The 26,271-nt window shown below is 71.9% G+C and carries 34 protein-coding genes; 16 read left to right on the top strand and 18 right to left on the bottom strand.

What is annotated here, in order from left to right; translation table 11 throughout:
- The first annotated feature begins 577 nt into the window (after positions 1-577).
- Positions 578-781, top strand: a complete 204-nt coding sequence (locus C569_RS34180; protein ID WP_369753268.1) for a TetR/AcrR family transcriptional regulator — start codon at positions 578-580, stop codon at positions 779-781.
- Positions 782-826: 45 nt separating this feature from the next.
- Here the strand turns inward: C569_RS34180 and C569_RS33650 are convergent, their stop codons facing one another.
- Positions 827-1,129: a LysE family translocator gene (locus C569_RS33650; RefSeq protein ID WP_196806704.1), complete on the bottom strand. Its 303-nt coding sequence runs from the start codon at positions 1,127-1,129 to the stop codon at positions 827-829.
- A 117-nt stretch (positions 1,130-1,246) separates the two neighbouring features.
- On the opposite strand from C569_RS33650, the gene C569_RS0109935 reads away from it, so the two are divergent.
- Complete coding sequence (locus tag C569_RS0109935; protein ID WP_018785633.1) at positions 1,247-1,699, top strand: Lrp/AsnC family transcriptional regulator; 453 nt, start codon at positions 1,247-1,249, stop codon at positions 1,697-1,699.
- A gap of 245 nt (positions 1,700-1,944) precedes the next feature.
- Here the strand turns inward: C569_RS0109935 and C569_RS0109930 are convergent, their stop codons facing one another.
- From C569_RS0109930 to C569_RS0109915, 4 genes are all read right to left on the bottom strand, one after another.
- Positions 1,945-2,193, bottom strand: a complete 249-nt coding sequence (locus C569_RS0109930) for a hypothetical protein (RefSeq protein WP_018785632.1) — start codon at positions 2,191-2,193, stop codon at positions 1,945-1,947.
- Between the two features lie 372 nt (positions 2,194-2,565).
- The gene (locus C569_RS33100; protein WP_018785631.1) at positions 2,566-2,712 is read right to left on the bottom strand and encodes a hypothetical protein; all 147 of its coding nucleotides are present in this window, start codon (positions 2,710-2,712) and stop codon (positions 2,566-2,568) included.
- Between the two features lie 62 nt (positions 2,713-2,774).
- The gene (locus C569_RS0109920; protein WP_018785630.1) at positions 2,775-3,200 is read right to left on the bottom strand and encodes a hypothetical protein; all 426 of its coding nucleotides are present in this window, start codon (positions 3,198-3,200) and stop codon (positions 2,775-2,777) included.
- Positions 3,201-3,241: 41 nt separating this feature from the next.
- Entirely contained in the window at positions 3,242-3,775 is a 534-nt protein-coding gene (locus tag C569_RS0109915) for an RNA polymerase sigma factor (RefSeq protein WP_018785629.1), read from the bottom strand.
- Between the two features lie 829 nt (positions 3,776-4,604).
- Between C569_RS0109915 and C569_RS0109910 the strand changes: the two genes are divergently transcribed.
- Both C569_RS0109910 and C569_RS0109905 read left to right on the top strand, forming a co-directional pair.
- A complete protein-coding gene (locus C569_RS0109910; RefSeq protein ID WP_026267926.1) occupies positions 4,605-4,889 on the top strand; it encodes a type II toxin-antitoxin system Phd/YefM family antitoxin in 285 nt (94 codons plus the stop codon).
- Between the two features lie 20 nt (positions 4,890-4,909).
- Positions 4,910-5,203, top strand: coding sequence for a type II toxin-antitoxin system RelE/ParE family toxin (locus C569_RS0109905; protein WP_018785627.1), 294 nt, complete (start codon positions 4,910-4,912; stop codon positions 5,201-5,203).
- Positions 5,204-5,852: 649 nt separating this feature from the next.
- Here the strand turns inward: C569_RS0109905 and C569_RS0109900 are convergent.
- Together C569_RS0109900 and C569_RS0109895 are read right to left on the bottom strand one after the other, a co-directional pair.
- Positions 5,853-6,815 (bottom strand): hypothetical protein, encoded by a 963-nt coding sequence (locus C569_RS0109900; protein ID WP_141708149.1) that lies wholly within the window; start codon positions 6,813-6,815, stop codon positions 5,853-5,855.
- 338 nt (positions 6,816-7,153) lie between these two features.
- Positions 7,154-7,705 carry an AAA family ATPase gene (locus tag C569_RS0109895; protein ID WP_018785626.1) on the bottom strand — a complete coding sequence of 184 codons (552 nt, stop codon included), beginning with the start codon at positions 7,703-7,705 and terminating at the stop codon, positions 7,154-7,156.
- A gap of 53 nt (positions 7,706-7,758) precedes the next feature.
- Here C569_RS0109895 and C569_RS0109890 point away from each other — a divergent pair, with 53 nt between their 5' ends.
- Complete coding sequence (locus C569_RS0109890) at positions 7,759-8,064, top strand: helix-turn-helix transcriptional regulator (protein WP_018785625.1); 306 nt, start codon at positions 7,759-7,761, stop codon at positions 8,062-8,064.
- Positions 8,061-8,447 carry a VOC family protein gene (locus C569_RS0109885; RefSeq protein ID WP_018785624.1) on the top strand — a complete coding sequence of 129 codons (387 nt, stop codon included), beginning with the start codon at positions 8,061-8,063 and terminating at the stop codon, positions 8,445-8,447. The genes C569_RS0109890 and C569_RS0109885 overlap by 4 nt, the downstream gene beginning before the upstream one ends.
- 3 nt (positions 8,448-8,450) lie before the next feature.
- On the opposite strand, the gene C569_RS0109880 is transcribed toward C569_RS0109885, so the two are convergent.
- Positions 8,451-9,041, bottom strand: a complete 591-nt coding sequence (locus tag C569_RS0109880) for a dienelactone hydrolase family protein (RefSeq protein ID WP_018785623.1) — start codon at positions 9,039-9,041, stop codon at positions 8,451-8,453.
- 51 nt (positions 9,042-9,092) lie between these two features.
- Here C569_RS0109880 and C569_RS0109875 point away from each other — a divergent pair, with 51 nt between their 5' ends.
- Both C569_RS0109875 and C569_RS0109870 read left to right on the top strand, forming a co-directional pair.
- Complete coding sequence (locus C569_RS0109875) at positions 9,093-9,749, top strand: helix-turn-helix domain-containing protein (protein ID WP_018785622.1); 657 nt, start codon at positions 9,093-9,095, stop codon at positions 9,747-9,749.
- 34 nt (positions 9,750-9,783) lie between these two features.
- Complete coding sequence (locus tag C569_RS0109870; RefSeq protein ID WP_026267924.1) at positions 9,784-10,731, top strand: L-threonylcarbamoyladenylate synthase; 948 nt, start codon at positions 9,784-9,786, stop codon at positions 10,729-10,731.
- Positions 10,732-10,748: 17 nt separating this feature from the next.
- On the opposite strand, the gene C569_RS0109865 is transcribed toward C569_RS0109870, so the two are convergent.
- A complete protein-coding gene (locus C569_RS0109865; protein WP_018785620.1) occupies positions 10,749-15,263 on the bottom strand; it encodes an HAD-IC family P-type ATPase in 4,515 nt (1,504 codons plus the stop codon).
- A gap of 160 nt (positions 15,264-15,423) precedes the next feature.
- Between C569_RS0109865 and C569_RS0109860 the strand changes: the two genes are divergently transcribed.
- The 3 genes from C569_RS0109860 to C569_RS0109850 all read left to right on the top strand — a co-directional run bounded on the left by C569_RS0109860 (position 15,424) and on the right by C569_RS0109850 (position 17,983).
- The gene (locus C569_RS0109860; protein ID WP_018785619.1) at positions 15,424-16,800 is read left to right on the top strand and encodes an MFS transporter; all 1,377 of its coding nucleotides are present in this window, start codon (positions 15,424-15,426) and stop codon (positions 16,798-16,800) included.
- Between the two features lie 169 nt (positions 16,801-16,969).
- Positions 16,970-17,749, top strand: a complete 780-nt coding sequence (locus C569_RS0109855) for an SDR family oxidoreductase (RefSeq protein ID WP_026267923.1) — start codon at positions 16,970-16,972, stop codon at positions 17,747-17,749.
- 36 nt (positions 17,750-17,785) lie between these two features.
- Positions 17,786-17,983: a hypothetical protein gene (locus tag C569_RS0109850; protein ID WP_018785617.1), complete on the top strand. Its 198-nt coding sequence runs from the start codon at positions 17,786-17,788 to the stop codon at positions 17,981-17,983.
- Positions 17,984-18,058: 75 nt separating this feature from the next.
- Here the strand turns inward: C569_RS0109850 and C569_RS0109845 are convergent, their stop codons facing one another.
- From C569_RS0109845 to C569_RS0109830, 4 genes are all read right to left on the bottom strand, one after another.
- Positions 18,059-18,691, bottom strand: coding sequence for a DsbA family protein (locus C569_RS0109845; protein ID WP_018785616.1), 633 nt, complete (start codon positions 18,689-18,691; stop codon positions 18,059-18,061).
- Positions 18,692-18,711: 20 nt separating this feature from the next.
- A complete protein-coding gene (locus tag C569_RS0109840; RefSeq protein WP_018785615.1) occupies positions 18,712-19,137 on the bottom strand; it encodes a SufE family protein in 426 nt (141 codons plus the stop codon).
- A gap of 78 nt (positions 19,138-19,215) precedes the next feature.
- The gene (locus C569_RS0109835) at positions 19,216-19,635 is read right to left on the bottom strand and encodes a CBS domain-containing protein (RefSeq protein WP_018785614.1); all 420 of its coding nucleotides are present in this window, start codon (positions 19,633-19,635) and stop codon (positions 19,216-19,218) included.
- A 54-nt stretch (positions 19,636-19,689) separates the two neighbouring features.
- Entirely contained in the window at positions 19,690-21,459 is a 1,770-nt protein-coding gene (locus tag C569_RS0109830) for a proline--tRNA ligase (protein WP_018785613.1), read from the bottom strand.
- A 93-nt stretch (positions 21,460-21,552) separates the two neighbouring features.
- Between C569_RS0109830 and C569_RS0109825 the strand changes: the two genes are divergently transcribed.
- Complete coding sequence (locus C569_RS0109825; RefSeq protein WP_036345409.1) at positions 21,553-21,927, top strand: VOC family protein; 375 nt, start codon at positions 21,553-21,555, stop codon at positions 21,925-21,927.
- 24 nt (positions 21,928-21,951) lie between these two features.
- Here C569_RS0109825 and C569_RS32200 read toward each other — a convergent pair whose 3' ends face one another.
- Genes C569_RS32200 through C569_RS0109810 form a run of 3 tightly spaced genes read right to left on the bottom strand, consistent with a single transcriptional unit; the run spans position 21,952 to position 22,875 of the window.
- Positions 21,952-22,098: a hypothetical protein gene (locus C569_RS32200; protein WP_018785611.1), complete on the bottom strand. Its 147-nt coding sequence runs from the start codon at positions 22,096-22,098 to the stop codon at positions 21,952-21,954.
- Positions 22,099-22,150: 52 nt separating this feature from the next.
- Positions 22,151-22,525 (bottom strand): DUF1048 domain-containing protein, encoded by a 375-nt coding sequence (locus C569_RS0109815; RefSeq protein ID WP_026267922.1) that lies wholly within the window; start codon positions 22,523-22,525, stop codon positions 22,151-22,153.
- A gap of 2 nt (positions 22,526-22,527) precedes the next feature.
- The gene (locus tag C569_RS0109810) at positions 22,528-22,875 is read right to left on the bottom strand and encodes a PadR family transcriptional regulator (RefSeq protein ID WP_018785609.1); all 348 of its coding nucleotides are present in this window, start codon (positions 22,873-22,875) and stop codon (positions 22,528-22,530) included.
- Positions 22,876-22,995: 120 nt separating this feature from the next.
- Between C569_RS0109810 and C569_RS0109805 the strand changes: the two genes are divergently transcribed.
- Positions 22,996-23,763: a class I SAM-dependent methyltransferase gene (locus C569_RS0109805; protein WP_026267921.1), complete on the top strand. Its 768-nt coding sequence runs from the start codon at positions 22,996-22,998 to the stop codon at positions 23,761-23,763.
- Here C569_RS0109805 and C569_RS0109800 read toward each other — a convergent pair.
- A complete protein-coding gene (locus tag C569_RS0109800; protein ID WP_018785607.1) occupies positions 23,738-23,932 on the bottom strand; it encodes a DUF397 domain-containing protein in 195 nt (64 codons plus the stop codon). The genes C569_RS0109805 and C569_RS0109800 overlap by 26 nt on opposite strands.
- A complete protein-coding gene (locus tag C569_RS0109795; protein WP_018785606.1) occupies positions 23,923-24,726 on the bottom strand; it encodes a helix-turn-helix transcriptional regulator in 804 nt (267 codons plus the stop codon). The genes C569_RS0109800 and C569_RS0109795 overlap by 10 nt, the downstream gene beginning before the upstream one ends.
- Positions 24,727-24,821: 95 nt before the next feature.
- Between C569_RS0109795 and C569_RS0109790 the strand changes: the two genes are divergently transcribed.
- The 3 genes from C569_RS0109790 to C569_RS0109780 are packed head-to-tail and all read left to right on the top strand — an operon-like array spanning position 24,822 to position 26,217.
- Positions 24,822-25,157 (top strand): hypothetical protein, encoded by a 336-nt coding sequence (locus C569_RS0109790; RefSeq protein ID WP_018785605.1) that lies wholly within the window; start codon positions 24,822-24,824, stop codon positions 25,155-25,157.
- Positions 25,154-25,705 carry a putative immunity protein gene (locus C569_RS0109785; RefSeq protein WP_018785604.1) on the top strand — a complete coding sequence of 184 codons (552 nt, stop codon included), beginning with the start codon at positions 25,154-25,156 and terminating at the stop codon, positions 25,703-25,705. The genes C569_RS0109790 and C569_RS0109785 overlap by 4 nt, the downstream gene beginning before the upstream one ends.
- On the top strand, positions 25,702-26,217 hold the full coding sequence (locus C569_RS0109780) for a putative immunity protein (protein ID WP_018785603.1): 516 nt from the start codon (positions 25,702-25,704) through the stop codon (positions 26,215-26,217). Before C569_RS0109785 ends, C569_RS0109780 begins: the two co-directional genes overlap by 4 nt.
- Positions 26,218-26,271 lie beyond the last annotated feature (54 nt).

Raw genomic sequence — 26,271 nt, 5'->3', positions numbered from 1 at the left:
GATCCGACTGCTCGCCGCGTCCTGACGGCGGCCGCCCGAGGATCATCGGCCTGACGCCCTTGGACCGGCCATCCTGAGTGGAAGCGGCTCACCGGCGATCGTGGCGGTGTGGTTCGCATGGTGGTACCTCCGGCCCACCAGGCCATTCCCCTGGTCGATAGTGCTGTCGGGGAGACCCGGACGTGCCGCGTCGACGTCCGGACCGACGCCTCTCCGTCCGCCCCGGGTTCGCAGCAGCGCGGTCGGGTGCCCGGCCGAGGCCGGCGGGTAGACTCCCCCGCCGGGTCGTCACCAGCCCGGCGGGGGAGAGCCTGGTCAACGACGCGTCCGGCACCGGCGTGGCAGGGTGCGAGACCACCTCCTTAAGCTGTCCTGATCGATGCCTGTCAACCCGCAGGAAGGCTGTTGTCGGCGGTAGAAGGGCTGGCGTGGGCCCGGCCGGGCAGCCTGCGCGTCGCCAGAGGTGGTCGCGGCCGCCGTCGCGGCGGTCACGACGCGCATCCGGGTGGGCAGCGGCGGTGTCCTGCTGCCCTACTACAGCGCGCAGACGCTCTGCGAAATCGCGCACGCATCGTCGATGTCGCACGTCTCGCCTTCGCCGCCGATGGAGCCGCGACGATGCAGTCCGTCGCGCGCGGCGGCTGGTGTAGGGCAGGGGACCCTCTACCGGCACTTCCCCACGCGGGAGGCGCTGCTCGCTGAGGTGTACCGCGAGGACTTTGAGGAGTTGACGAGCGCTGCGAGTGAACTAGTGAAGCACCACCCCCCGCTCTGGGGTTGAGGCCGCTTACGGCCATGCCTTGCAGCACGGTCCCACGCGCGCTGCTCATCGCCCCCCCCCGACCGGTCGGTCGACGGTTGCGGGGTGACGGACCGTCTTGATGCCGAGCCAGATCAGGTAGATGCCACCGGTCAGCGTGAGTGCGGTCAACGCGGATGGGGTGGAGGCAATGAGCAGGCCGAGGCCAGCTGCCACCACGACCGTCATGAAGACGTACCCGAGCACGATGCCACCGGCCGCGGGAAGGACATGGCGTCGTAGCCCTGCGCTGATCGCGAACGCCCAGTCGGGGCTGGGGACCGCGATCAGCAGGGCGGCGACGGCCCAGAAGCCGACGACGGAGCTCACGGGCACGAGACGGCCCCTTTCGTCGCTGATCGGATGTGGAAAGGCTAGGACGGATTGCCCCGAAAAGGGTTCCAACTCTGTGCCGTTCTTAGGGCTGACTGTGGAACGATCCACCTCGTGGACGCGGTCGACCGGAAAATCCGTGCTGAGGTGCAGCGCGATGGCCGCCTGACGATCACCGAACTCGCCAAGCGGGTGCAGCTGAGTGTGTCGCCCTGCCACCGCCGGCTGCGTGCCCTGGAACGCGACGGCACCATCCAGGGCTACCGCGCGATCGTCGACCCGGTCGCACTCGGGCTCACGTTCGAAGCGCTGCTCTTCGTCACTATGCGGCAGGAGGACCGGGAGACACTGCTGAGCTTTGAGAAAGCTGTGTCCGAGGTCCCGAGCGTGCTGCTCGCCCAGCGGCTCTTCGGTGACCCCGACTACCTGCTCCGCATCGTCACAACTGACCTCGCCGCGTACCAGGAGCTCGAGGACGATGTTCTGTCCGCGCTCCCCGGCGTCCAGCGACTGAACTCGACTCTTGTCATGAAACGAGTCGTCGACGACCGACCCATGCCTACCTAGCTTGCCGGGGTTGCTCGTCAGATGGCCCAAACGCCTGGCCTTGAACCGCCGATCAGGCTCAGGAGCGGCGTGGGCGTAGCGGCAGCGGATCACCGGCGACCGTGGCGAAGTGGTTCGATGGTGGTACCTCCGGCCCACCATCGGACGCGATCATGCTGCGACGAGGTTCCCCCCCCAGCCGGGTAGGGTCGCTCCGAGCCGCGCCGCCTGCCGCAGTCGCGGAGGTCGAGCAACTGGCCGGCCGATCACTGCCGTCGCTGCTGCGCCGGCTCTATCTGGAGGTCGGCAACGCCGCCGCTCCGGTGCCGCAACACCACCAGGGCGATCGATAGCACGAGCAGAGCCCCGGACCCACACAGCGCAACGAAGTACAACACCGGGCCACCGAACCGATGGCCCGGGCCGCTGAACAGCAGCGCAGCGAAGGTGCACGTGGTCGACACCAGCATCATCCAAGGCCACCAACGGGGCTGCCGTTGCAGCTCCTCCAGCACTCGCTCTCGGACCACTTCCACCCCCGCTCATCGAAAGCTGTCACGGCGCATCCGCCCTCGATTGTGCACCAGGTCAACGTCAGCCGCCGGGACTGAGTTATTGACCCGTAACCCAAACGGATACCCAGCTGAGGGGCGCACGGTGGCTGAAACGCAGGCCACGGCCGATGCCGTGGGCACACTGCCGGGCAGCCGCCGGAACCTTGCACCCCGGTGGTGGATCCGTGGGTCAGCGTCATGGCCGCCGAGGCGTGCTGATCGTGACACTCCGAGCGTGGCGCCCGACGAGAGTGGGTGACGTCCCGACGACATATCAGCGAGTCCTTGGCGGAGGTGGCCGCTGCCGTTGAGTTGGCGGCGGTCCGCCAGTGATCAGCGCAGGAGTAGGGCGATACCGGCCAGCAGGGCCACGGCGAAGACCACGGTGAGTACGGCGACACGGCGGCCCGCAGACTCGGGTCGAAGATGGCGCAGGGCCAGGGCCAGCGGACCGATGGGGGCGGGCTTGCGCGCGTTCATGGTTTCTCCCTCTACGGCGTGACTGGTGATTCAGGCTTGGCTGAGCATTGATGTGTGCTTTCTTACGGTTTGTGGTCTTCTAGTTCGCGCTTGCGGGCGAGCAGTGTCGCCCGGTAGGCGCGGGCGCGGATCAGCATCGTGCTCGAGACGACGATCAGGATCAGACCCAGGCCCCCAGCGGCCAGGACGCCGACGGTGCTCGTGCGGTTGACTGCGACCGCGACCGTGCCGCCGGTCGTTAGGAAGCTGAAGGTGGCCGCGAGCCAGCCTGTGATCACCCGGTCCACTGCGAACAGTGGCCGGCGGATCAGCGCCCAGCCAGCGAAGCATGCCCAGGTCACGCCAACGAGGATCATCGCAGCGAAAACGAGCTTGGTCCCAGCCGGCAACGCCCCGGGCTCGGTGGCCCACAACAGGCCGATGGTCGTGGACCCGGCCAGACCGCCCAGTCCGGCTACGAGAACACCGACGCGGCGCGGCAGTGACATCGCCCGTACGATGTGGTCCGGGGTGTATCCAGGTCGTTCGGTCATGACGAATACCCCTTCTCGACCAGGGAGTCCCGCAACAGTCGCCGGGCCCGGAACAACCGGGATTTGACCGTTCCCGACGGGATCTGCAGCACCTGCGCGCACTCTTCCAGTGCCAGGTCATGGAGATAGAACAAGATCAGCACTTCGCGTTCTCGGACCGGCAGCTCAACCAGACCCTCGGCCACCTGCGCCCGGTTCAAAACGGCCGAGATATCGTCGTCGCCGGTCCCGTCGCCGTCGACTGGGTCCGCCTGGGTGTACTTCTCCCGCAGGTGGTTTGTCACCGAACGTCGGGCGATGGTGAACAGCCACGGGGCAAACCGCTCCGGCTGCTGCAGACGTGGCAGCGCCTTCAGCGCACTCGCCCACACGTCCTGGCTCACGTCGTCTGCCCGACCCGGCCCGTCGAGCATCCGTCGCACATACCGCCACAGCGGGTCGTGCCAATGCCCGACCAGTTCGGCCAGCGCCTTCCGGTCTCCGAGCTGCGCGCGCACGACCAGCAGCGCATCACGTCCGACCCGATCCACGTCGCCTCCCGTCCGTTCGGCCTGCCACACAATGACAGTCGCCCGAGAGAGCGATCTGGTTCACGGCCCGCCCGCGGCACGATCGGATGCCACCACGGCCACGCTGCAGCCCAGTCACCAGAGGCGTCAGATCAACGTCGACCGGCTGGAGAGTAGGAGGCTGCCGGGCACGGCCGCCTGTCGCAACGGCTCACCCGACCCGCGACGTCGCGGCCGATCAACTCCGGCGGCAGCACGAAGGTGCGTTCTCTCCGGCGGATCCGCACCTCGCCGACAACGGCTGGGCCCAGTAACACCCGGCGCGAAACGTTACTGACCATGACCGCCGCGTCGTCGTGTTGAGAGGGCAGGCGCTGAACACGGGCCGCGCTCGCAGCCCTACCTGCCGGACGCTCCGACTGGTGGCAGGGGTAGCGGGTCGCCGACGATCGTGGCGGTTTGGTTCGCATGGTGGTACCTCCGGCCCGCCGAAACGGATATCCAAACGGAAAGGTTCGCGAGCCGCAAAGCCGCAGTTCAAGGCCGATATTCTGGTCGTGCTACCACGCCCTGGACCCGATCCCCCTCACACCGGGGCGGGTCCGGCGACCGGATTCCGTACCGCCGCCATGTGCGGCCAGATCGTAGACGTCGTGTGCTTGGTCCCGAAGGAGTTCGAGGGCTGGGGCGAGGCGGGTTTCGACCTCGTCCCCCGGCGGGAACCACGCGCTGAATGATCTCGTGGATGTCAGCGCCGTGCAGGTACTGGAGCCCAATGAGCGGGCAGGGGCTGAGCCGCGATACGAACTTCACTTGGTCATAATTATGACCGGTCGCTATTGTGGTCGTCATGGAGACCATCCCCATCACCGAAGCCAAGGCTCGGATCGCCGAACTCGCCGACCGGGTCGCCCGGGAGCACGACCACTTCACGATCACCCGCAACGGCCGCGCCGACGTGATGCTGATCTCGGTGGCCGAGTATGAGTCGATGCGAGAGACGCTCGACCTGCTGTCCGACGACGAAGCCCTCGTAGACCTGCGCCAGTCACGGGAGGATTTCGCAGCCGGCGACACGTTCTCGATGGACGAGGTGCGTGCCGAGTTGGAGCGGCGTCGAAGCAGGGCGGCCTGATGCCTCCAGGCGGCAAGCGGGTGGACGATCACACCAACGAGCCGCTCAGCCCGTACACGGTGATGTTCTCCCGGCAGGCTCGCCGCAACCTGCACGAGGACCTGCCGTTGGAGGTGGCGATCGCGGCAACGGAAACCATCCAGCGGGCGATCGCGATCAACCCGTATCGGGTAGGCAAGCCTCTCGACGAACCTTTCGACGGTTTCCACTCCGCTCGGCGTGGCACCTACCGGATCATCTACCGGATCAACGAGGCAAAACGAGTCGTGGAGGTCCACTCGATCCGCCATCGGCGCAACGCCTACCGTTTGTAGCGCCCCCTGGTCAAGTCCGGCGACCCGCCGCTGTTGTGGCGAAGCCGCAGGCTGAGGGGCTCTGACCCTTGACCCTCGCGCGGGCTCGCCGACCGGACCGATGAACCGCTCAACCCGTACACGGTGATGGGATGGGTGCAAGGTCGCGGAGACGCAGGCAGGCCGGCCGATGTAGTGGCCTCGCTGCCGCACGAGTGGCCGAACTCTGTATCAGTGCCGTGCCGGACTCACCGGTCAGCACGTGGGCGATGGCCAGGTCGATGGCGTCGAGGCTGTGGAGCGTCGGCTCGGCGAACGCTCCCGCAGTCGCACGGATCGTGGTGTCGGCCTGATGCCCTTGGGGCGGCCATCCTGAGTGGAAGCGGGTCACCGGCGATCGTCGCGGGGCGGTTCGCATTGTGGTACCTCCGGCCCACCCATAGCTCCTGAGCTGGGCAAGCAGGTACGTCCTCGGTAGGCCCTGCTCGGGTAGGCGGTGCCGGAGGTGGCGCTCCGTCGCGCTGCCTGGCGGTCCGCCGACGCTGGTGGACGGGCTGCGGCGATGGCTACGGCTTCGAAGACCTCCAGGCCTACCGGGAGCCAATCAACGAGGGGTTTCCAGCCGACAGGCCGGAAACCCCTCGCGGTGATCTACTTCAGGAGGCTGACGTCACGCGATAGGTGACATGCGGCGTCGGCGCAGAATCACCAAGGCGGTGCCGCCGAGGGTCACCATCGCGGCGCCGATGCCGAACAGCCACCACAACCCGGTCGCGTCCGTGCCGGTCACGGGAAGGATCGGGCTGGGGCTGGCCGTCGGTGGTTGGGTCGGGCCGTCCGTGGGCGGCGCGGTGGGTTGGGTCGGCGAAGGCGTGGGCTGCGTCGGCGTCGGGGTCGGCGACGGGCCGAGCGGACGCTCGCAGCGCGCCTCGGCGAGGATGACGGTGCCGACAGGGATGTCCAGCAACGGCCCGCCGACGATAGTGCCTGTCAACCTGAGGGTCGCCTGTACGGCGATGGCCACAGCACCGTCTTCGGTCACAGTTTCGACGTTGGTGAGCCTGGCGTTCAGTGCGGCGCCGACAAGGCCCGGGACCGTGACCGCTGCGCTGGCGGTGACACCAGGAGTGTTCGGCAACAGGACTACCGGATCGCCGAACAGTTCGAGCCCGGTGAAGGAGGTGTCCGCTGTCTGCGTGCCGGTCTGTGGGCAGTTGACCGCCGCGGTGATCACTTCGGCGTCGATTACGGGTGTGCCGAGGATGGCCAGGGCCAGGTCGGCGATCTCGGCGTTGGCCGATGATGCCGTCTCACCCCGGGTTGCACTTACCTCGACCACCGTGCCCGAGGCCGTCACGCCCAGGGCACCCGGGATGGTGATCGCCAGGGCGGTGTCGGTGTCCGTGCCGCCGCCGGCCGGCGCGGTCGCGCTGCCGATCACCGCGTCGGCCGTGATCACCGGAACGCCGGCCACGGCTGCGGACAGGTCGACCACGACGCCGCGCGCGCTGGCATCGCCGGGCGCGGCGAGCGCTGGGGTTGTACTCGACAGCGCTACGGCTCCGACGGCGATCGCCATCGCTCCGGTGGCGGAAATTCGCCGGGTTAGTCTCACGTTCTCGCCTCTGCTCATTCAGTCCCTTCCCGACTATCGAGAAGGCAACACGACCCTACAGAGCAAATGCCTATTAAGTGGACAATTGGGGTAGTGTGTGAACTGCTCACGTCACCCGCGACCCTCCGATCGCCACTCGTCCGCACATTCAGGCTGGGCAGCTACCCGTACAGCCCAGGCCGGACGCCGTTCGGGCCCGATGGTGGACGACACTGTGGATCGCCGCCAGCGCGGTGGGCAACGCGATCACGCTGCTGACGGGACTTCGGCGGATGGCGCCCCCGACCACGAACCGGGCCCGAGCTTGGACGTCGGCGTCGGCTCCCGTACGTCGAGGCCGGTGGTGGTTCCGCATCTCATGACGGTTCACCTGGATCGACTGCCCGCCTGATCACCGTCACCCGGGTCGCCAGCGGTCCGGCCGGCACTTCGACCAACTCGAATCCCGCCTCCCGGTAGGTCAGCTCGTGGACCCGCTCGAAGGCGAGCGACTCCTCGAAGCTGATCCGGCGCGCGGCGGTCGCCTCGACGAAGCCCTGATTCCGTACGAAGAAGACGGTCCGCTCGTACCGGCGATCCGTTGTCATGCGCTCGACCTCGTCGAACAGGGCGGGTGGCGGTGTCATACCCAGGTGACGGCACAACGCGAGCGTGCAGACGGGCGAGCGGTCGTGGAAGACCACGAGGCCGGCATGGACGTCGGCTCGGCGCCGGCGTCTCCGCTGGAGGTCCAGCACCCGGTCGGCGAAATCCGGCTCACGCCACGGCTCCGGTCGGCCGAGCGCCTGGTCGAGCGCGATCACGTCGGTTGCGGCCTCCTCCACGACGGGATAGCCGTCGATTTCCAGGTGGCGCAGGAGCGCAGTCTTACCGGAGCCGGGAGCGCCGGTGAGGATGTATCCGGGCATGACGTCCTCCGATACCTGAGAAGACGGCTTGATAGGCAAGCCGTGACTTGCATATGCTGGATGACGTGGGCGATCTGTACCAGGCGCTGGCCGATCCCACCCGCCGCCTGATCCTCGACGAGCTGACCGAGCGCGACGGTCAGACCCTGTTCGAGATCTGCGGCCGGCTGGCCACCAAGCACCAGGTCGGCTCGTCCCGACAGGCGATCTCCCAGCATCTCGACGTCCTGGAGGCCGCCGGCCTGATCGTCACGCGGCGGCAGGGTCGCTACAAGTTCCACCACCTCGACATCCGGCCGCTGCGGTCCATCACTGAGCGATGGCTCAGGTCCACCGAACCGACCCGGGAGAATCCGTGAGAATCAACCTCACCAACGTGTACGTCGACGACCAGGCCAAGGCCCTGCGTTTCTACACCGAGGTGCTCGGCTTCGTGAAGAAGACCGACGTGCCGACCGGGGAGTACCGCTGGCTCACAGTGGTCTCGCCCGACACCCCGGACGGCGTGGAGCTGCTGCTGGAGCCCGACGCCCATCCGGCCGCCAAGGCGTTCAAGGAGGCGCTCGCGGCCGACGGCATCCCGCTGACGCAGTTCGCGGTGGACGACGTGGCCGCCGAGCACGACCGGCTGCGCGGCCTCGGCGTGCTGTTCACCCAGGAACCCGTCGCCATGGGTCCGGTGACCACCGCGGTGTTCGACGACACCTGCGGCAACCTGATCCAGATCGCACAGTACGGGTAGGCGTCAGCCGAGCCGGTCGAGCAGCTCGTGGCTGCGGCTCACCACCAGCGCTGTCGCCTGCGCGTCGTACGAGGGCAGCGAGCTGTCGGTGAAAAGGTGCCGGTCGCCGGGGTAGACGTACAGCTCGGCGCGCTCGGGACCGACGATCGACACGAGCTCGCGAGCGGCGTCCACGTCCCCTTCCAGCCCGAAGAACGGATCCCGCTCCATGCCGTGCACCTGCACCGCCACCCCGTCGGGCCAGGGACCGATGGCCCACTCGCCGGTCACCGGCAGGCACGCCTCGTAGAGCAGGGCGGCCCGGGCGCCGGCCCGGGTCTGGGCGAGTCGCTGGGCGATGGCGGCACCCCAGGAGACGCCCGCGTAGACGAGGTCGGCGGGCAGGTCGGCGACGAGCGTGTCGGCGCGCCGGCCGAGGACGTCGCCGCCGATCCGCTTGACCAGCGCGGCGCCGTCCTCGATGGTGGCCGGCCGTTCGCCGTCGAAGAGGTCGGGGGCGTGCACGGTGTGCCCGCCGGAACGCAGGGAGTCGGCGAGCGCGCGGACACCATCCGTGAGCCCTTGGATGTGGTGGAGGAGCACGATCTCGGCCATCACTACACTCCTGAGTAGGCGAACGAACCAGAATCTTAGAACGGTCGAGAAATGTCGGTCAATCAGCGGATCCCGGACTACGACCTCGACGACCTGCTCGTGGTCACCGCTCCGGAGCAGTTGCGCGCGCTCGCCGACCCGCTGCGGGGCACGCTGCTCGAACTGCTCCTGGAGCGCGCCGCCACCGTCAACGAGATGGCCCGCGCCGTCGACCGGCCCAAGAGCAGCGTGGCGTACCACGTGAACCAACTGGTCGACGCCGGTCTGCTGCGCGTGGTCCGGACCCGGCGGGTACGCGCCATCGAGGAGCGGTTCTACGGGCGGGTGGCACGCACCTACTACGTCGGGGCGCTCAGCCGGGCCGAGGACGAGCAGGTGGTGTCCCTGATCAACGGGCTCGCCGGGGCAGCCGCCGAATCGGCCGCCGCACACGCCGCCGACGAGCTGCGGTGCACACTCGTGCACGCGCGCATCCCGATCGAGGACGCCCGCGAGTTCTGGGCGGAGGTGCAGGCGCTGGCCCGGCGGTTCGTGCAGATCCCCCGAGCCGGGGACCAGGTGTACGGCTTCGCCGCCGGCCTCTATCCCACTGACGCGCCCACGCTTCCCGACACGGACCCCGCCACCGACCCACGCGACTGGACGCCCCGCCACCCCGGGACGGCAAGCCGGCAGGGTCTTGCCGGGGCGGCCGACCGGGCAGGCTAGCGTCGGAAGCGTGAGCACCGGATCCCCGCGCGTCCTGCCGGCCGAGCGCGGCGTCGACGAGGCAGCCGCCGTCCTGCGCGCCGGCGGGCTGGTCGCCTTCCCCACCGAGACGGTCTACGGGCTGGGCGCCAACGCGCTCGACGCCCGGGCCGCGGCGCGTATCTTCGAGGCGAAGGCCCGGCCCAGCTTCGACCCGCTGATCAGCCACCTGGCCGACGCCGCCGACCTGGCCGCACTGGTGGGCGAGGTGCCCGCGGCGGTGGCCGCGCTGGCGAAACGCTTCTGGCCCGGCCCGCTCACCCTGATCGTGGACCGGCCGCAGGCCATCCCGCCGATCGTCACCTCCGGCCTGGACACCATGGCGGTACGCGTACCGGACGAGCCGTCGGCGCGGGCGCTGATCGCGGCCGCCGGTGTACCGGTGGCCGCGCCGAGCGCCAACCGGTTCGGCCAGCTCAGCCCGACCCGGGCCGAACACGTGGTGGCCGGGCTGGGCGGCGCGGTGGACGTGGTGCTCGACGGCGGGCCCACCCGGTGCGGGATCGAGTCGACGATCGTGGACGCGCGAGGTGACCGGCCGGTGGTGCTGCGGCTGGGTGCGCTGCCGGTCGAGGCGATCGTCGAGGCGGTCGGCCCGGTCGAGGTGCGCCAGGGCAGCTCCGGCCAACCGGTCGCGCCCGGGACGCTGGCCGCGCACTACGCCCCGCGTACCCCGTTGCGGTTGGGCGCGGCGGCCGGGCCCGGCGGCGGCCGGCGGGGCTTCCTGGCCTTCCGGGAGCCACCGGCGGACGGCGACTGGGCGGCGGTGCAGGTGCTGTCGCCCGACGGCGACGTGACGACGGCGGCGGCGCGGCTGTTCGACGCGCTGCACCGGCTCGACGCGGCCGGGGTGACCGAGATCGTCGCGGAGCCGGTCCCGGAGGCCGGTGTGGGCCGCGCGATCAACGACCGGCTGCGCCGGGCCGCCGCCACCTGGCACTAGAACCGGGCCGTGTCACCTCAGGCGTCATTTCCTTCGCCGGACCCCTGATCGGGACGCCCGTGCGAGCCGGGCTGCGGCAGGCGGTCCACCAGCCTGGTCAGCGCGCCGTTGGCGAACGTCGCACCGAGCGCCGAGCCGGTGGCGATGGTCCAGCCCACCGGGCCGAGCGGGGTGCAGCCGAAGAAGTGGCTGACACCAGGCGTCTGCACCACCGCCACGAGCACACCTACCGACGCGGCGGTGGCGGCGAGCACGCTGGGGCTGGTGCCGCCGGCCAGTACGGTCTGGCCGAGCTGCGTGCCGATCAGCGAGGCCAGCGCGACGGTGCCGGCACGCCGCTGGGTGCCGGTCCACCGGGCGATCGTCCAGCCGGCGGTCGCGCCCAGCGTGGTCGACGCCGCGCGCAGCCCGATCTCCCGGGTCATGGTGCCGCCGAGCGACGAGTCCGGCCCCTCCCGCAGCAGGTGGTCGGCGCGGTCGTCGGCGGGCGGGCGGACCGCGATGGCGAGCGCGGGCGCCAGGTCGGTCAGCAGGTTGACCAGCAGCAGTTGCCGGCCGTTCAGGGCGGACCGGCCGGTCGCGGCGGCGGTCAGCACGCTGAACGCGATCTCACCGAGGTTCCCGCCGACCAGGATGCTCAGCGCGTGCCGTACCGACGACCACATGGCCCGCCCCTCGACGAGCGTGGCGATGATCGTCTCCAGCCGGTCGTCGGTGACCACCAGGTCGGCGGCGGCGCGGGCGGCGGGTGTGCCTCGCTGGCCGAGCGCGATGCCCACGTCGGCGAGCCGGATCGCGGGCGCGTCGTTGGCGCCGTCGCCGGTCATCGCGACAGTGCGGTCCTGGCGCTGCAACGCCTGGATGATCCGTACCTTGTGCGCGGGCGTGCAGCGTGCCACCACGTCGGTGGCCATCAGACGCTCGGCGAGCGCCGCGTCGTCCAGCCGGTCCAGGTCGGTGGCGGTGACCACGCGCTGGCCGCCGTCGTCCGGGCTGATCGCGGCGGCGATCGCCTCGGCGGTGGCCGGGTGGTCGCCAGTGATCATGACGGTGTGCACGCCCGCCGCCCGGATCCGGGCCACCGCCGGCCGCGCGCTCTCCCGCACCCCGTCGGCGAGCGTCAGGAAACCCACGAAGACTAGCCCGTCGACCTGCTCGTCGGTGACCTGCTCGGTGGAGACCGGGCACTCGGCCACAGCGAGGATGCGATGTCCGGCACCGGCCCGACCGGCCAGCATGGCTTGCACCTCCTCGCGTCCGGCCGCGTCCAACGGACGGTCACCCTGGGCGGTGCGCCGGGTCGCGCAGCGCGGCAGCACCGACTCGGGGGCGCCCTTCACGCTCAGCAGCAGCCCGTCGGCGGCCCGCCCGACGAAGGCGCTGTAGCCCCGGGACGGCTCGAACGGCAGTCCGGCCGTGGCGGTCCAGCCCGCCGCACCGGTCCGCTCGTCCACCCCGGCGGCGTCCGCGCCGTGGCGTACCGTGCGGTCGGTCTGCTGCGGCAGCTCGTCCGGGTCGTCAGCGGCCGGGGTGGCCCGCACCGCGGCGGCCAGCGTCGACCGGAGCGGCTCGTCGAGTTCGTCCGGCGCGGCGTACCGGCCGTCGCCCGTACCCACTCCCGCCAGCAGCAACTTCCCCTCGGTGAGCGTGCCGGTCTTGTCGAAGCAGAGCACGTCGACCCGGCCCAGCGCCTCGATGGTTCGGGGGTTGCGGACCAGGGCGCCGTGCTCGGCCAGCCGCCGCGCCGCCGCCAGCTGCGCGGCGCTGACCAGGAACGGCAAACCCTCCGGCACCGACGCCACGGCCAGGTTCGCGGCGGTCGCCGCCGTTTCGGCGAGGGGTACGCCCCGCAGCAGCCCTGCGCCGGCGACAGCGATCGCCGAGGCGGCCGCAAGCGGTACGGCGCTGCTGGTCATCTTGCCGAGCCGTGCCTCCACGCCACTGGCCGGCGGGGCCTGCCGGGCCATGGCGAGGCTCCGCCCGGCCTCGGTCTCCGCTCCGGTGGCCACCACCACGGCGGTGCCGAGCCCGGCGGCCACCGTGGTGCCCTCGAACAGCATCGAGTGCCGCTCGGCGATGGCCGCCGCCACCACCGGTTCCGGGCTTTTCGCCACCGGCAGCGACTCGCCGGTCAGTGACGACTCGTCCGCCTCCAGCCCGTCGCTCGTCAGCACCCGGCAGTCGGCCGGTACGGCGTCCCCCGAACTGACGGTGATCACGTCGCCGCGTACCAGCTCCTCGGCGGGCACCACCCGCTCCGCGCCGTCGCGCAGCACCCGGGCGGTGACCGCCGAGCGGGACAGCAGCTCGGCCAGGGACCGTTCGGTGTTGCGCTGGTGCACGGCGCCGACCAGCGCGGATCCGCCCACCACGCCGCCGACCAGCGCGGCGTCGACGAGCGAGCCGAACGCGGCGGAGAGCGCCGCCCCGGCGGCCAGCACCGGGGTCAGCGGGTTTGACAGTTCGTCGACGAACGAGCGGAGCAGCCCGGCCGGCCCGTGCTCGTCGCCGCCCTCGACGCGCCGGCGTCGGCCCGCCTCCTCCTCGGTCAGCCCGGCCGGACCGGTGTCGAGCTGGTCCAGGACGGTCTGCGCCGGCATGAGGTGCCAGGCGGTGAGCGCGGGCATCGGGGTGCCGGTACGGTCCGGCAGCCGGTGTGCCCGGAACACGCCGTGCGCGAACGCGAGCGCCGCGGCACCGTTCACGGCGGCGAGCGTCCGGCCGGGCAGGCGCCGGCGGTCGGCGGTGAACGCGCCGAGCGCGCCGAGCCCGCTGCCGGCCATGGCGATCCGGATGTTCTGCTCGGTCATCCGGCGGGCCACCCCGGCGGCGTCGACGAGCAGGGTGGGTACCCGCAGGTCGTCGCCGACGAGCAGGTGCGCGCCCCACGGCGGCAGGTCGTCCGGGCCGTGCACGCCGAGCCCGCAGTCGGACGCGGCGAGCGCCGACCGCTCGCCGGAGACCACCATCACCATCGCGCCCTCGCGTTGCAGGTCGCGCACCGCGTCGGCGAGCCGGGCCCCACCGGGCACGAGCAGGTCCGCGAAGTCGTACCGGCCGTCGTCCGCGCCGCCGACCACGAGCCGCAGGCCCGCCTGCCGGGCGGCCGACGTCAGCGCGTCCACGCCGGGCGCGGGCTCCGGTTCGACCCGCAGGACGGCGGCGAGCCGGCCGTTCTCGGCCAGCCCGAGCAGATGTCCGCCTTCGGCGCGCAGCCGGGCGCTGTCCGGGGTGTCCCCGGGATCGTCGGCGCCGAGGCGGTCCAGCGGGCCGATCCGCCAGTCGTCGGCGGCGCGTACCGCGTCCGGTTCGGCCGGGTCGAACAACGCGAACGCCCGGGCGGCGACGTGCCCGGTGTCGGCGTCGGCCAGCGGCGCGAGATCGGCCAGGACGCCCCGGTCCGAGCCGAGCACCGCCGCGTCGAGCACCACCGTGTCGATCCGGTCCAGATTCCGCAGCACGGTGCGGTCCATCGCGATCACACCGCGTCGGGCGAGCATCAGGCCGAGCTGTGCGCCGTACCCCTCGCGCCCGGAACCGGGCGCCTTGGGCAGCGAGGACAGCGCCAGCGCGGCGGCGCGCTTCGGCCCCAGCACCGGCAGCGCCGCCGCCCCGGCGACCGCGCCGGCCGGTAGCACCCGGTTGGCGTAGCGCTCGGGCTGCCCGTCCGGCACCGGACAGGGCCGCTCGCCGTCCGGCACCCGGGCGATCGCGTGCTCGGGAGCACCGGTCAGGCGCGGCTCGGCCCGCCGCCATGCGGTCAGTTGAGCGGTGCCCTCGCCCCACTGCACGATCCGATGCGCGCCGTCGAGCACGATCCCGGCCCAGCCGCCGGTGAGGCCCTGCACCACCGCCTCGGCCAGCGGGAACAACACCTCGGCGCGCGGGTCGGCGCGGATGCCCAGTCCGGCCAGCGCGTGCAGCTTCGGGTGCAGGTCGACAGCGCTCAGCAGTCCGGCCACCTCGGCGGGAATCGGGGTCAGCGGCAGCACCCGGGTGGCCGCGGAGATGCCCAGCCCGAGCACGTCGGACAGCAGCGCGCCCAACGTCCGCGCCGTGCGCGGACCGTCCTCGGGCGGCTGCGGGGGATCGACGTCCGGGTCCGGCTCGTACGGGCAGGTCCGCTCGACGCGCGCCACGGTGGCGATCAGGTCGCGCAGCTTCGGCGCCGGCTCCCCGGTCGCGACCACCACCCGGCCGGACGGCGCGTTCACCCGCGCCCAGTCCACCCCCGGCATCGACTCCAGCGCCGCCTCGACCTGGTGGGCGAGCCGGTCCCCGCCGTCCTGGCAGACGCCGTGCACCTCGATGTGGTGGCGGCCGTCCTGGGACGACCACACCCGGCGGCTGGTCAGCCCGGTGAGCCGGGCCAGCCGGGCCGCGGCCGCACCGACGCTGCCCGCCACCTCGCCGACCCGGGTCGGCACGGCGTCAGTGGGCAGGGCCGACCCGACGGTACGCGCGACGCGCGCGGCGGTCTCCGGCACGACAGTCGGTGACAGCAGGAGACCGGCGAACCGTCCCAGCGTCATCTCGCCTCCCGGTCTCGTCCCGGCGGCCCGACTTCCCGGGGCGGCGTCCGTTATGCCACCCCGACGGCAGAAGTTTCCGGCGTCGCCCCCGCCGCTCCCGCCGGACGAGACGCGCGACACAGTTGACCTCAACCGGGGGTGAGGTCCGAGGCTGAACGCCATGACCAGCACCACCGCCGTACCGGCTGATCCACCTGTCGACCTGTGGTCGCCGCGCCTGCGGGCGATGACGGTGGGCAGTGTCGCCCTGGTGTCCCTGCTCGCGTTCGAAGCGCTGGCGGTGGGCACCGCCATGCCGACAGTGGCGCGCAGTCTCGACGGGCTCGGCCTGTACGCGCTGGCGTTCGGCGGTTCGTTCGCCTCCGGCGTGGTGGCGATGGTCGCCTCCGGCATCTGGTGCGACGCGCGCGGGCCGCGCCCGGCGATGTGGCACGGTGTGGTCTGGTTCGTCGCCGGGCTGGTGGTGGCGGGCACCGCGACGACCATGGAGGTGCTGGTCGTCGGGCGGGTGGTGCAGGGCTTCGGCTCCGGACTGGTCTCGGTGGCGCTCTACGTGGTCGTGGGTCAGGCGTACCCGGAGCAGTTGCGCCGGCGGATCTTCGCCGCGTTCGCCGCGGCCTGGGTGGTGCCGTCGCTCGTCGGCCCGGCGCTGGCCGGACTGATCGTGGAACACCTGGGCTGGCGGTGGGTGTTCCTCGCGGTGCCGGCGGTGGCGATCGCGGCGGCGCTGCTGGTCCAGCCAGGGCTGCGGGCACTGACCGCCACCGTGGCGACCCGGCCGCCCGCGGGCGCCCTGGCCCGGATCGGCTGGGCCTGCGGAGCGGGGGCGAGCGCCGCCCTGCTGCACTACGGGGGGCAGCAGCGCGGCGCGCTCGCCGCCGGTCTGATCGCCGCGGCGCTGGCCGGGTTGCTGGTCTGCGTACCGCACCTGCTGCCGGCCGGGTTCCTGCGCGCGGCACGGGGACTGCCGACGGTCATCGGCCTGCGCGCGCTGGCCTCGGCGGCGTTCGTCGCTGCCGAGGTGGTGATACCGCTGATGCTGTCCCGGGAACGCGGCTTCTCGCCCACCGGTGCCGGTCTGGTGCTGACCGTCGGGGCGCTGTCCTGGTCGGTGGGCTCGTGGATCCAGGGGCGGATCGGCTCACCCCGCTCGGCGGCGACCCTGCCCCGGGCCGGGCTGGCCTGCATCACGATCGGTACGGCGGGCGTGGCGTCGGCGCTGGTGCCCGGACTGCCGGTGCTGCCGGCCGTGCTCTGCTGGGCGGTGGCCGGGCTGGGCATGGGCCTGCTCTATCCGTCGCTGTCGGTGCTCACCCTGGAGCAGTCCGCCCCGGCCGAGCAGGGCCGCAACAGCTCCGCGCTGCAACTGGGCGACTCGCTCGCCGCCGCCACCGTGCTGGCGCTCACCGGCGCGGTCCTGGCCGCCGGTGCGTCCCCCGGCCCGGCCGGCTTCGCGACCACGCTGGCCGTGGCCGCCGCCTGCGGCCTGCTCGGTCTGCTGCTGGCCGGCCGAGTGGTGCCCAGCCCGGCCACCTGAACCGGTCGGCTCTGCCGTCCGTCACCCATGGTGTCCTTCTCGTGCCGCAGGATCGGTGGGTGCGTGGAGTGGCGTTGCCCGGCCCGACGGCGCGAAGCCGCCGCGACGCGGGCGCAGCCGGCGGGGAACGAACCGCACGGCGGGTGCGGTGTGAGCGGGAGGAATGGCGATGCGGGTACTGGTGACCGGGGCGACCGGGCGGCTCGGACGGGTGGCGGTGCCGCGGCTGCGGGACGAGGGCTTCACGCTGCGGGCGGTCAGCCGCCGGTCGCGTACCGGGGACGGGGTCGAGTGGGTGGCCGCGGACCTGGCCACCGGCGCCGGGCTGGCGGAGGCGGTCGCCGGGGTGGACGCCGTGCTGCACCTGGCCTCGTCGCCGAACCGGCGTACGCACGACATCGACGTCCTCGGCACCCGCCGGCTGGCAGTGGCCGCCGGTCACGCCGGAGTTCGTCACCTGGTCTTCGTCTCGATCGTCGGCGTCGACCGGGTGCCGCTCGGCTACTACCGGCACAAGCTCGCGGCCGAGCAGGTGGTGGCCGCCGGACCGGTGCCGTGGAGCGTGTTGCGGGCGACCCAGTTCCCGCAGTTCCTGGAGGGCCTGCTCGGCGGTGCGAGCCGCCTCGGGCCGGTGATCGGGGACCGGGCGGTGCTCGCCCAGCCGGTCGACCCCGCCGAGGTGGCGGACCGGCTCGCGGTCCTGCTGCTCGCCGGGCCGTCGAACCGGGTGGAGGACTTCGGCGGACCGGAGGTGTTGCGCTTCGACGAGGCGGCCCGTGCCTGGCTGGCGGCGCGCCGGGTGCGCCGTCCGCTGCTGCCGATCCGGATCCCCGGCCGGCTCGGGCGCGAGCTGCGCGCTGGCGGTCTCACCACGACCGCCACGCCGACCGGTGCCCGGACCTGGGCCGACCATCTCGCGGACACGTACGGGGGAACCGGCGGAAGATGAGAACGGGTCGGGTCCGCACCGGCCTACGGTGATCGCATGCTGGTCTTCGTCACCACAGTGATCCTCTACGTCTTCGGTTTCGTCTTCCTGTACGGCGTGATCCGGGTCGGCGTCCGGCACGGCATCGAGGACGCCGAGGCGAACCGCCCCGAGGCGCTGCGCCGCCGGCAGCTCACCACCACCGAGGGCCGGGACTTCGCCCAGGAGAACGCGTTCCTCACCAATCCCAACTGAAGGACGAGGGTGGTGGAGAACCTGGCCAGACCGGCCCAGGTCCTCATCCGCATCGATCTTGTTCCACGTGAAACATCAGGCCGCCGCTTCGTGTCGCGTCACCTCGCGCAGCGCGGCGAGCAGTGTCTCCGGCTCCTGCGCGCCGGTGACCGCGTACTTTCCGGCCAGCACGAACGTCGGCACGCTGGAGACACCGAGCTGGTGGGCGGTGCGCAGGTCGGCGGCCACCTCCCGGCGGCCCAGGTTCGACTCCAGGTACTGCCGCGCCTCGGTCTCGTCCAGCCCGGCCTCGCCGGCCAGCGTGACGAGCGCGTCGATCGAGCCGACGTCGACGCCGTCGTGGAAGTGCGCCCGGTAGAGCCGCTCGACCATCTCGGCGGAGCGCCCGTGCTCGGTGGCGAGACGCACCAGCCGGTGCGCGTCGAACGTGTTCGCGGCCACCGCGCGGTCGAACCGCAGATCCAGGCCCGCGCCCGCGGCGACGCCCGTGACGTGCGCGGCCATGCCCTCGGCCTTGTCCCGCCCGCCGAACTTGTCGCCGAGCGCCTCCAGCAGCGGCTTCGGCTCGGTGACCGGCGTCGGGTCGAGCTGGAACGGCCGGAACCGGACCGTCACCTCGCCGTCGTACGACTTCAGTGCCTGTTCCAGCCGGCGCTTGCCGATCCAGCACCAGGGGCAGACCACGTCGGCGTAGATCTCGATGTCCATGACCAGCGACAACCCTCCGGTCAGGAGATCTGTTCCCGGACCTGGCGCTTGAGCCGGGCCAGGATGGCGGTGCCGCCGCGTACCCGCAGTGGACTGATCGCCTGCGCCAGGCCCATCCGCTGGTAGAGGTCGTCCGGTACGGCGAGCACCTCCTCGGCGCTCGCCCCGGCCAGCCCGTCGGCGAGGATGCCGGCGAACGCCCGCGTGGTGGGCGCCTCCGGCGGGCAGTCGAAGACGGTGCTCACGGTCTTGTCCGCGTTCACCTCGGCGCGCAGGAAGAACGCGGTCTGGCACTCGGGGACCTGCTCCAGCTCCTCCCGGTTCACACCCTCGGGCAGGGGCGGGATCACGTCCGCGAACTCCAGCAGCATCTCCAGGACGACGTCGCGGGGCGCGGCGGCGAACTCGTCGACGATCTCGGCCAGCTTGGTCGGCATCTCGGGCATGGGTCGAGGCTATCCGCCGTCGGGTCTCGCCACCCGGCGGTGCCGAGCGGGGCCCCGCCGCGCGTGCGGGGCCCGCGCTCACACGTTCGGCGCGGCCTCGCTGATGTCGCTGAGCGCCGACCGGGGGTCGAGCTGCATGGCGAGGTCACCGAGGGAGACGATGCCGACGAGCTTGCGGTCGCTGTCGCACACGAGCACCCGGCGGATGTTGCGCTCGCGCATCAGCGCTGCCGCCTCGTTCGCCGTGCAGTGCTGCTCGATCATCACCACCTCACGGGTGATGATCGAGCCGATGGTGGTGGTGCCGGGGTCGGCGCGCTCGGCCACCGCCCGGACCACGATGTCGCGGTCGGTCAGCATGCCGGCCAGGGTGGCACCGTCGGTAACCACCACGTCGCCGATGTCCGACTCCTTCATCACCCGGGCCGCCTCGTCCAGCGGGGTCTCCGCCGAGAGATAGATCACCTGCCTGGTCATCACGTCACTGACGCGGTACATGAGAGCCTCCGAAAGCTTCGATCGATCCGTCTGCGGTACCCGGTGGCGCTCCCGCTACACCCCGTTGCGGCGCGTCGCGCCCACCTCGTAGCGCAGGCGCTCCACGACGGCCTCCGCCGGCAGTTCGGTGCGCTCGCCGGTGGCCCGGTCGCGCAGTTCCACGTACCCGTCGGCCAGGCGGCGGCCGACCACGACGGCGCGCGGGATGCCGATCAGCTCGGCGTCGGTGAACTTCACCCCGGCGGACACGTGCGTGCGGTCGTCGACCAGCACGCGCAGGCCGGCGGCGGCGAGGCGCCCGCCGAGGTCGAGCGCCGCGTCGAGCTGCGGCCCTTTCCCGGCGGCGATCAGGTGTACGTCGCACGGCGCGACAGCGGCCGGCCAGACCAGCCCGCGGTCGTCGTGGTGCTGCTCGGCCACCGCGGCGACCGCCCGGGACACGCCGATGCCGTAGCACCCCATGGTGGGCCGGACCGGCTTGCCCTCGGGGCCGAGCACGTCGACCGCGAACGCGTCGGTGTACCGGCGTCCGAGCTGGAAGATGTGCCCGACCTCGATGCCCCGCCGGATGGTCAGTTCGCCGTCGGCGCAGGCCGGGCAGGGGTCGCCGGGCCGCACCTCGGCGGCCTCGATCGTGCCGTCCGGGACGAAGTCGCGCCCGCACACCACGTCGGTGGCGTGCCGGCCCGGCTCGTTCGCCCCGGTCAGCCACCCGGTGCCGGGCACGACGCGCGGGTCGACCAGGTAGCGGATGCCGTGCTCGGCCAGGACCTGCGGCCCGATGTAGCCGCGGACCAGTTCGGGGTGCGCGTCCCAGTCCTCGAAGACCGCCACTGTGGCCGGGGCGAGCACCGCCTCGACCCGCTTGAGGTCCACCTCGCGGTCGCCCGGCAGGCCGATCACCAGCGGCTCGCCCTGTTCGGCGTCGGGCCGGCGGACGGTGAGGACCACGTTCTTCAACGTGTCGGCGGCGGTCCAGCCGGCACGCCCGCCCAGCTTGCGCGCCTCGGCCAGCTCGACCAGGGCGGTGATGGTGGGTGTCTCCGGGGTGTCGTGCACCTCGGCGGGCGGGTGCGCGTCGGGGTCACCGGCGGTCGGGGCGCGGGTCACCACCGCCTCGGTGTTCGCCGCGTAGTCGCAGGCGGTGCAGCCGACGAACGTGTCCTCGCCGACCGGCGTGGCGGCCAGGAACTCCTCCGACGCGGACCCACCCATGGCGCCGGACATCGCGCGGACGGTGGTGAAGTCCAGCCCGAGCCGGGTGAAGACGCGCTCGTAGGCGGCCCGGTGCCGGTCGTACGCCGCCCGGAGCCCGGCGTCGTCCAGGTCGAACGAGTAGGCGTCCTTCATCAGGAACTCGCGCCCGCGCAGCAGACCGGCGCGGGGACGCGCCTCGTCGCGGAACTTGGTCTGGATCTGGAACAGCGTCACCGGGAAGTCCCGGTACGAGGTGAACAGGTCCTTCACCAGCAGCGCGGCCAGCTCCTCGTGGGTCGGCGCGAGCAGGTGGTCGGCACCCCTGCGGTCGGCGAGCGTGAAGATGTCGTCCCCGTACTCGGTCCACCGCCCGCTGGTCCGGTAGGGCTCGGCTGGGAGCAGCGCCGGGAAGTGCACCTCCTGGTCGCCGATCGCTGTCATCTCGTCCCGGACGATCGCGGTGATCCGGTCCAGCACGAGCTTGCCCAGCGGCAGCCAGGTGTAGCCGCCCGGCGCGGCCCGGCGGACGTATCCGGCGCGCAGCAGCAGCCGGTGGCTCGGCACCTCCGCGTCGGCCGGGTCCTCGCGCAGGGTCCGGAGCAGCAGGGTCGACGTGCGCAGCAGCATTGCCGCAGCGTACGGCGAGCGCTTGTGCCCGTGCGATCCCTTTCCGCCCTCGTGGCGGGTGAGGTTGTCGCAGGGGCGGGGTAGGAATGCGGCATGGGTGAGCGACCACTGTTGAAGCTGACGAGCTTCGTGCTCGACGCGCCGTCCGCACAGGACCTGGCCGCGTTCTACGAGCGGCTGCTCGGCTGGTCCCGCCGTGAGGACGAATCCGACTGGGTGGTGCTGGCCCCGCCGGACGGCGGCCACTGGCTGGCGTTCCAGGACGAGCCGGCCTACGTGCGCCCGGTGTGGCCCGCCGACCCCGGCGACCCGCCGATGATGACCCACCTGGACATCAAGGTCGACGACCTGGAGGCCGCCTCGGCGTACGCGGTGTCGGTGGGTGCGACACTGGCCGACTTCCAGCCGCAGGACGACGTCCGGGTGCACCTCGACCCGGCCGGTCACCCGTTCTGCCTCTACCTGTGACGGGTGACCGGCTCCCGCGCCCGGCTAGCTGACCTTCCTGCGGTAGATCGCGGTCGCGGCGGCGTAGGCGGCCAGGAGCAGGCCGGCGTACCAGGCGAGCGCGAACCAGACGTCGTGGCCGACGGGTTGCTGCGCGAAGATCGCGCGGAGAGTGTTCAGGATCGACGTCACCGGCTGGTTGTCGGCGAACCACGCGACATCGCGGGATCGCGCGTCGGGGCGGTCACGTGGGCTTCTCCCCGCTGTCGCCGGTGGCGTCGATCGCCTTGCGGAGGCGCGCGCGCTCCTTGTCCAACCACTGCCTGCCGGAGTACGCGGACACGAACGTCTCGGCGAACTCGACCGGGTCGTCGCCGACGATGGCGCGGACGGGCGTGTTGTCGGCGGCCGCACGCTCCCAGAGGTCGGCGAAGTCGCCGAGCATCGTGACGAGCGTGTTCCCGTCGACGATGCCGCCCTGGTACGTGAGGTACCGCTGGAGGGCCATGGCCGCGCTCCGGTGTGGCTCCGGCAGGGCCTCCATGCGGGCCATGTGCTGCTTGTACTGCTTCTTCTGGTCGAGCGACCCGACGAGCGTCTCGATCCACTTCGCGGCCATGCTCATGCTCCTTCGTTCTGCGGGTTGTCGTTGTCACGAAGGTGGTCGATGCGCTCCGCGAGGACGTCCCACGTCCCCCAGAACTCGGCGAGTTGCTCCCGCCCCTTCGTGTTGATCGAATACACCTTCCGCGGGGGCCCCTTCTCGGAGGGAACCTTCTCCACGTCCACGAAACCGCGTTGCTCGATGCGGACGAGCAGCGCGTAGATCGTGCCTTCCGCGATGTCCGAGAAACCGCGGTCGCGCAGCCAGGTGGTGATCTCGTAGCCGTACGCGGATCGGCGGGCCAGGATCGCCAGGACGATTCCTTCGAGAGTGCCCTTCAGCATCTCGGTCATCTGATTGCCCATGCCCTCGTCTCCTCGCTACCAAGCGACGTTGAGTACCAGTAGAAAGTAACACTAGGTACCGGTACCTAGCAACACTTGATACCGCGGCTCGCGGAGAACCACGTCCTCTACGTTTGGCGGATGACCACCACTCCGTCGGCTCGCGCCGTGAGCCAGTACGCGACGACCACAGGGAACCTAGCCGCCCGGATGGCGCTCCACTCGTACGGCACCAACCCGCAGGACTGGTTCGCCTGGCTCGGCGAGCGGCTGCCGCTGTCCGGCGACGTGCTGGAGGTGGGCGCCGGCACCGGCGAGCTGTGGCACCGGGTGAGCCATCGGGCCCGCCTCACGCTCACCGACTTCTCGCCCGCCATGTGCGCGCGGCTACGCGAGGTGCCCGGGGCGCAGGTGATGCGCTGCGACGCCGCGTACCTGCCGTTCGGCGACGGCACGGCCGACGCGGTGATCGCCAACAGCATGCTTTACCACCTGGACGACCCGGACGCCGCGCTGCGCGAGTTCGCCCGGGTGCTGCGCCCCGGCGGGCGGCTCGCGGTCGCCGTGAACGGCAGCGACCATCTCGCCGAACTGGACGCGCTCGGCCCGGTCATCGGGCGCCCCGACCTGGCCGTCCGGTTCCACGACTCGAACGACGTCACCGCCGAGGCGACACCCGCACGGGTCGCCGCCCACTTCGACGACGTGACGGTCGAGCGCTACCCGGACGAACTGGTGGTGCCCGCCGTCGAGCCGATCCTCGCCTACATCGCCAGCATGATCGGGCCGCTCACCGCCGAGCAGGAGGACGCCGCCCGCGTCGCGATCGAAGCCCGCATCGACGCCGAAGGCGCCTTCCGGGTACGCAAGCACACGGTGCTGATCAGCGCGGCGCGCGGCTCCCGCTGAGCCGGACGAAGGCACGCCAGGCGTCGGGCGTGAAGGTGAGCACCGGCCCGCCCGGGTCCTTGCTGTCCCGCACCCCGACCACCCCGGCCAGATTGTCCGCCACCTCGACACAGTCGCCCTGAGTGCCGCTGCGTGTGGACTTCCGCCAGATCGCTCCGGTCAGCTCCACGAGGTCATCACGTCCTTCATCAGCTCGACCGACTGCCGGCGCGGTAGTGCCTCGCTGCGGACACTCTCCCATCTGGACAGCAGGATAGCCACGTCCTCGTCCTTGTCGACCACGACGCCGCCGAGTTGGTTCTCCAGGTGACCGACCCAGCCGCCGTCTGTTCCCCGGGCCAGCGCGAACGGCCCGACCAGGCCGACATGCATGGTGACCGAGGTCGGCACGATGTGGATGTCGACGTGCGGGCGCTCGGCGCACTCGACGAGGTGCGCGATCTGCTCGGCCATGAGCCCGCGATAGCCTTCGTCGGCGCGGCGCAGGACGGACTCCTCGATGACGGCGATGTACTTCGGGCGATCCGGGTCGGAGAGGATCGACTGCCGGTCCAGCCGTACCCCGAGGCGCCGCTCCACCTCGTCATCGGTGATCAGGTCGTCCGTGCGGATCATCGCGCGGGCGTAGTTCTCGGTCTGGAGCAGTCCGGGCACCAGGGTCGGTTGGTAGGTGCGCAACTGCTGCGCCTGGCGTTCGGCTTCGAGCCAGGGGCGGAACCAGCTCGGCTGGCCGTCGCGCTCGGCGAGCTTGAGCAGCGACATCAACAGCCCGCCGGTGCCGAGCACCTCGTCGGCCCGGGCGAGGAAGAACCGGTCGAGCGGCCGGTGGCCCAACTCGACGGCCGACACCTGGGAGCCGGAGAAGTGCACGAGCCTCCCGAACTCCTCCTGGCTCAGCTCGGCCCGTACCCGCAGCCGGCGCAGTTGCGCGCGGATCAGCTCGGCGGTCGGTTCGTTCTCCACACGCCCTCCCCATTCCGCCGCCGCTCTCCCGGCCTCTCCCCGGACTTGCAGCGACGACTTCCGAGCGTAGTGGTGACATCAGCAGACTGTCACGCATGAACCTTCCCGTACCGCGGCTCGGGCCGTACCCCGATCGGCCCCGCCCCTACCCGCCGGACCACCCGGCCCACCTGCCGATCCGGCCGCTGTGGCTCTGCCGCGCCTGCGGCGGGCCGTGGCCCTGCGCCCAGGCCCGCCTGCTGCTCAAGGTCGAGTACGCGGACCACCCGGTCGACCTGGCCGTCTACCTGTCCGGGCTCTACCACGAGGCCACCCACGACCTGTTCCGCCTCAACCCGCAGGACGGGCCGACCCCGCGCGAGCTGTTCGAGCGTTTCGTCGGCTGGGGCCCCTACCGGCGGAGCATCACCGATACGATGCCCGCGCCATGACAGCGACCGGGGACTTCGACCTGACGACTGATGAGCTGCGCGAGGTGGCGCGGTACGCGGTCCAGCACGCGGAGGACGTCCTCCCGGTCTACGAGCGGGCGGTTCCCGGTGACCCGCGTCCCCGGGCGGCTGTCGACGCAGCCTGGACGTTCGTACGCGGCGCCGCCCGGACGAAGCTCCAGCGGGTCACGTCCCTCGACGCGCACCGGGCCGCCCGGTCCGCCCCCACCGAGGCCGCGCGCCTCGCCGCCCGGGCCGCCGGTGACGCCGCAGCCGCCGCCTACCTGCACCCGATCGCGAAGGCCACCCAGGTCGGCCACATCCTGCGGGCCGCCGCCAACGCCGCCCGCGTCGCCGAACTGGAGGCCGGCGGCGCCGAGACCGTCGGGGACTCGCAGGTGGACCGGTCCCGGCGGCTCGCCACGCCGGTGCTGATCGACGTGCTCCGCCGCTATCCGCCGCTGACCGGCGGCGGCAGCCGGGTCGCCCGGCTGATGAGCGCCCTCGACCACGACCTGCGCCGCGCCGGCCCGGAGGCCGCGCCGTGATCCTGCCGAAGATCCGCGACCCCCGGTTCACGACGATCCGCCGGGGCGGCACGCTCACCGACGAGCACCACCATCTGCTCGCCCTCTGGGCCGCCACCTGCGCCGAGCACGTCCTCGGCCTGTTCGAGGCGGTCCGGCCCGACGACACCCGTCCGCGTACGGCGATCGAGCACGCGCGTGCCTGGGTGCGGGGCGAGGTCAGGATGATGGAGGCGCGTGCGGCGGGCGGCCACGCCATGGGGGCGGCCCGGGACCTGCGCGGGGCGGCACGCAACGCCGCGTACGCCGCCGGTCAGGCCGCCGTCGTGGCCCACGTCGCCGCCCACGAACTCGGCGCCGCCGCGTACGCGATCAAGGCGGTACGCGCGGCGGCGCCCGCCGGTCTCGGCGAGGCGGCCGGGCGCGACGAGTGCCGGTGGCAGCGCGACCAGCTCCCGGCGGAGATCCGCGAGCTGGTCCTGGACGACCAGCGCCTGCGCAACGACATCTGCTGGTCGGTCTTCGACTGCTGACAACCGCCCGGTCCGTCGAGAACAGTCACCGGCGGCGGCAACCATGGCGTGGAC

It is taken from the genome of Micromonospora sp. CNB394 (genome assembly GCF_000374985.1).
Classification (GTDB): domain Bacteria; phylum Actinomycetota; class Actinomycetes; order Mycobacteriales; family Micromonosporaceae; genus Micromonospora; species Micromonospora marina.
The sequence above is the reverse complement of the archived record's forward strand: the minus strand, read 5'-3'. Positions and strand labels throughout refer to the sequence as shown.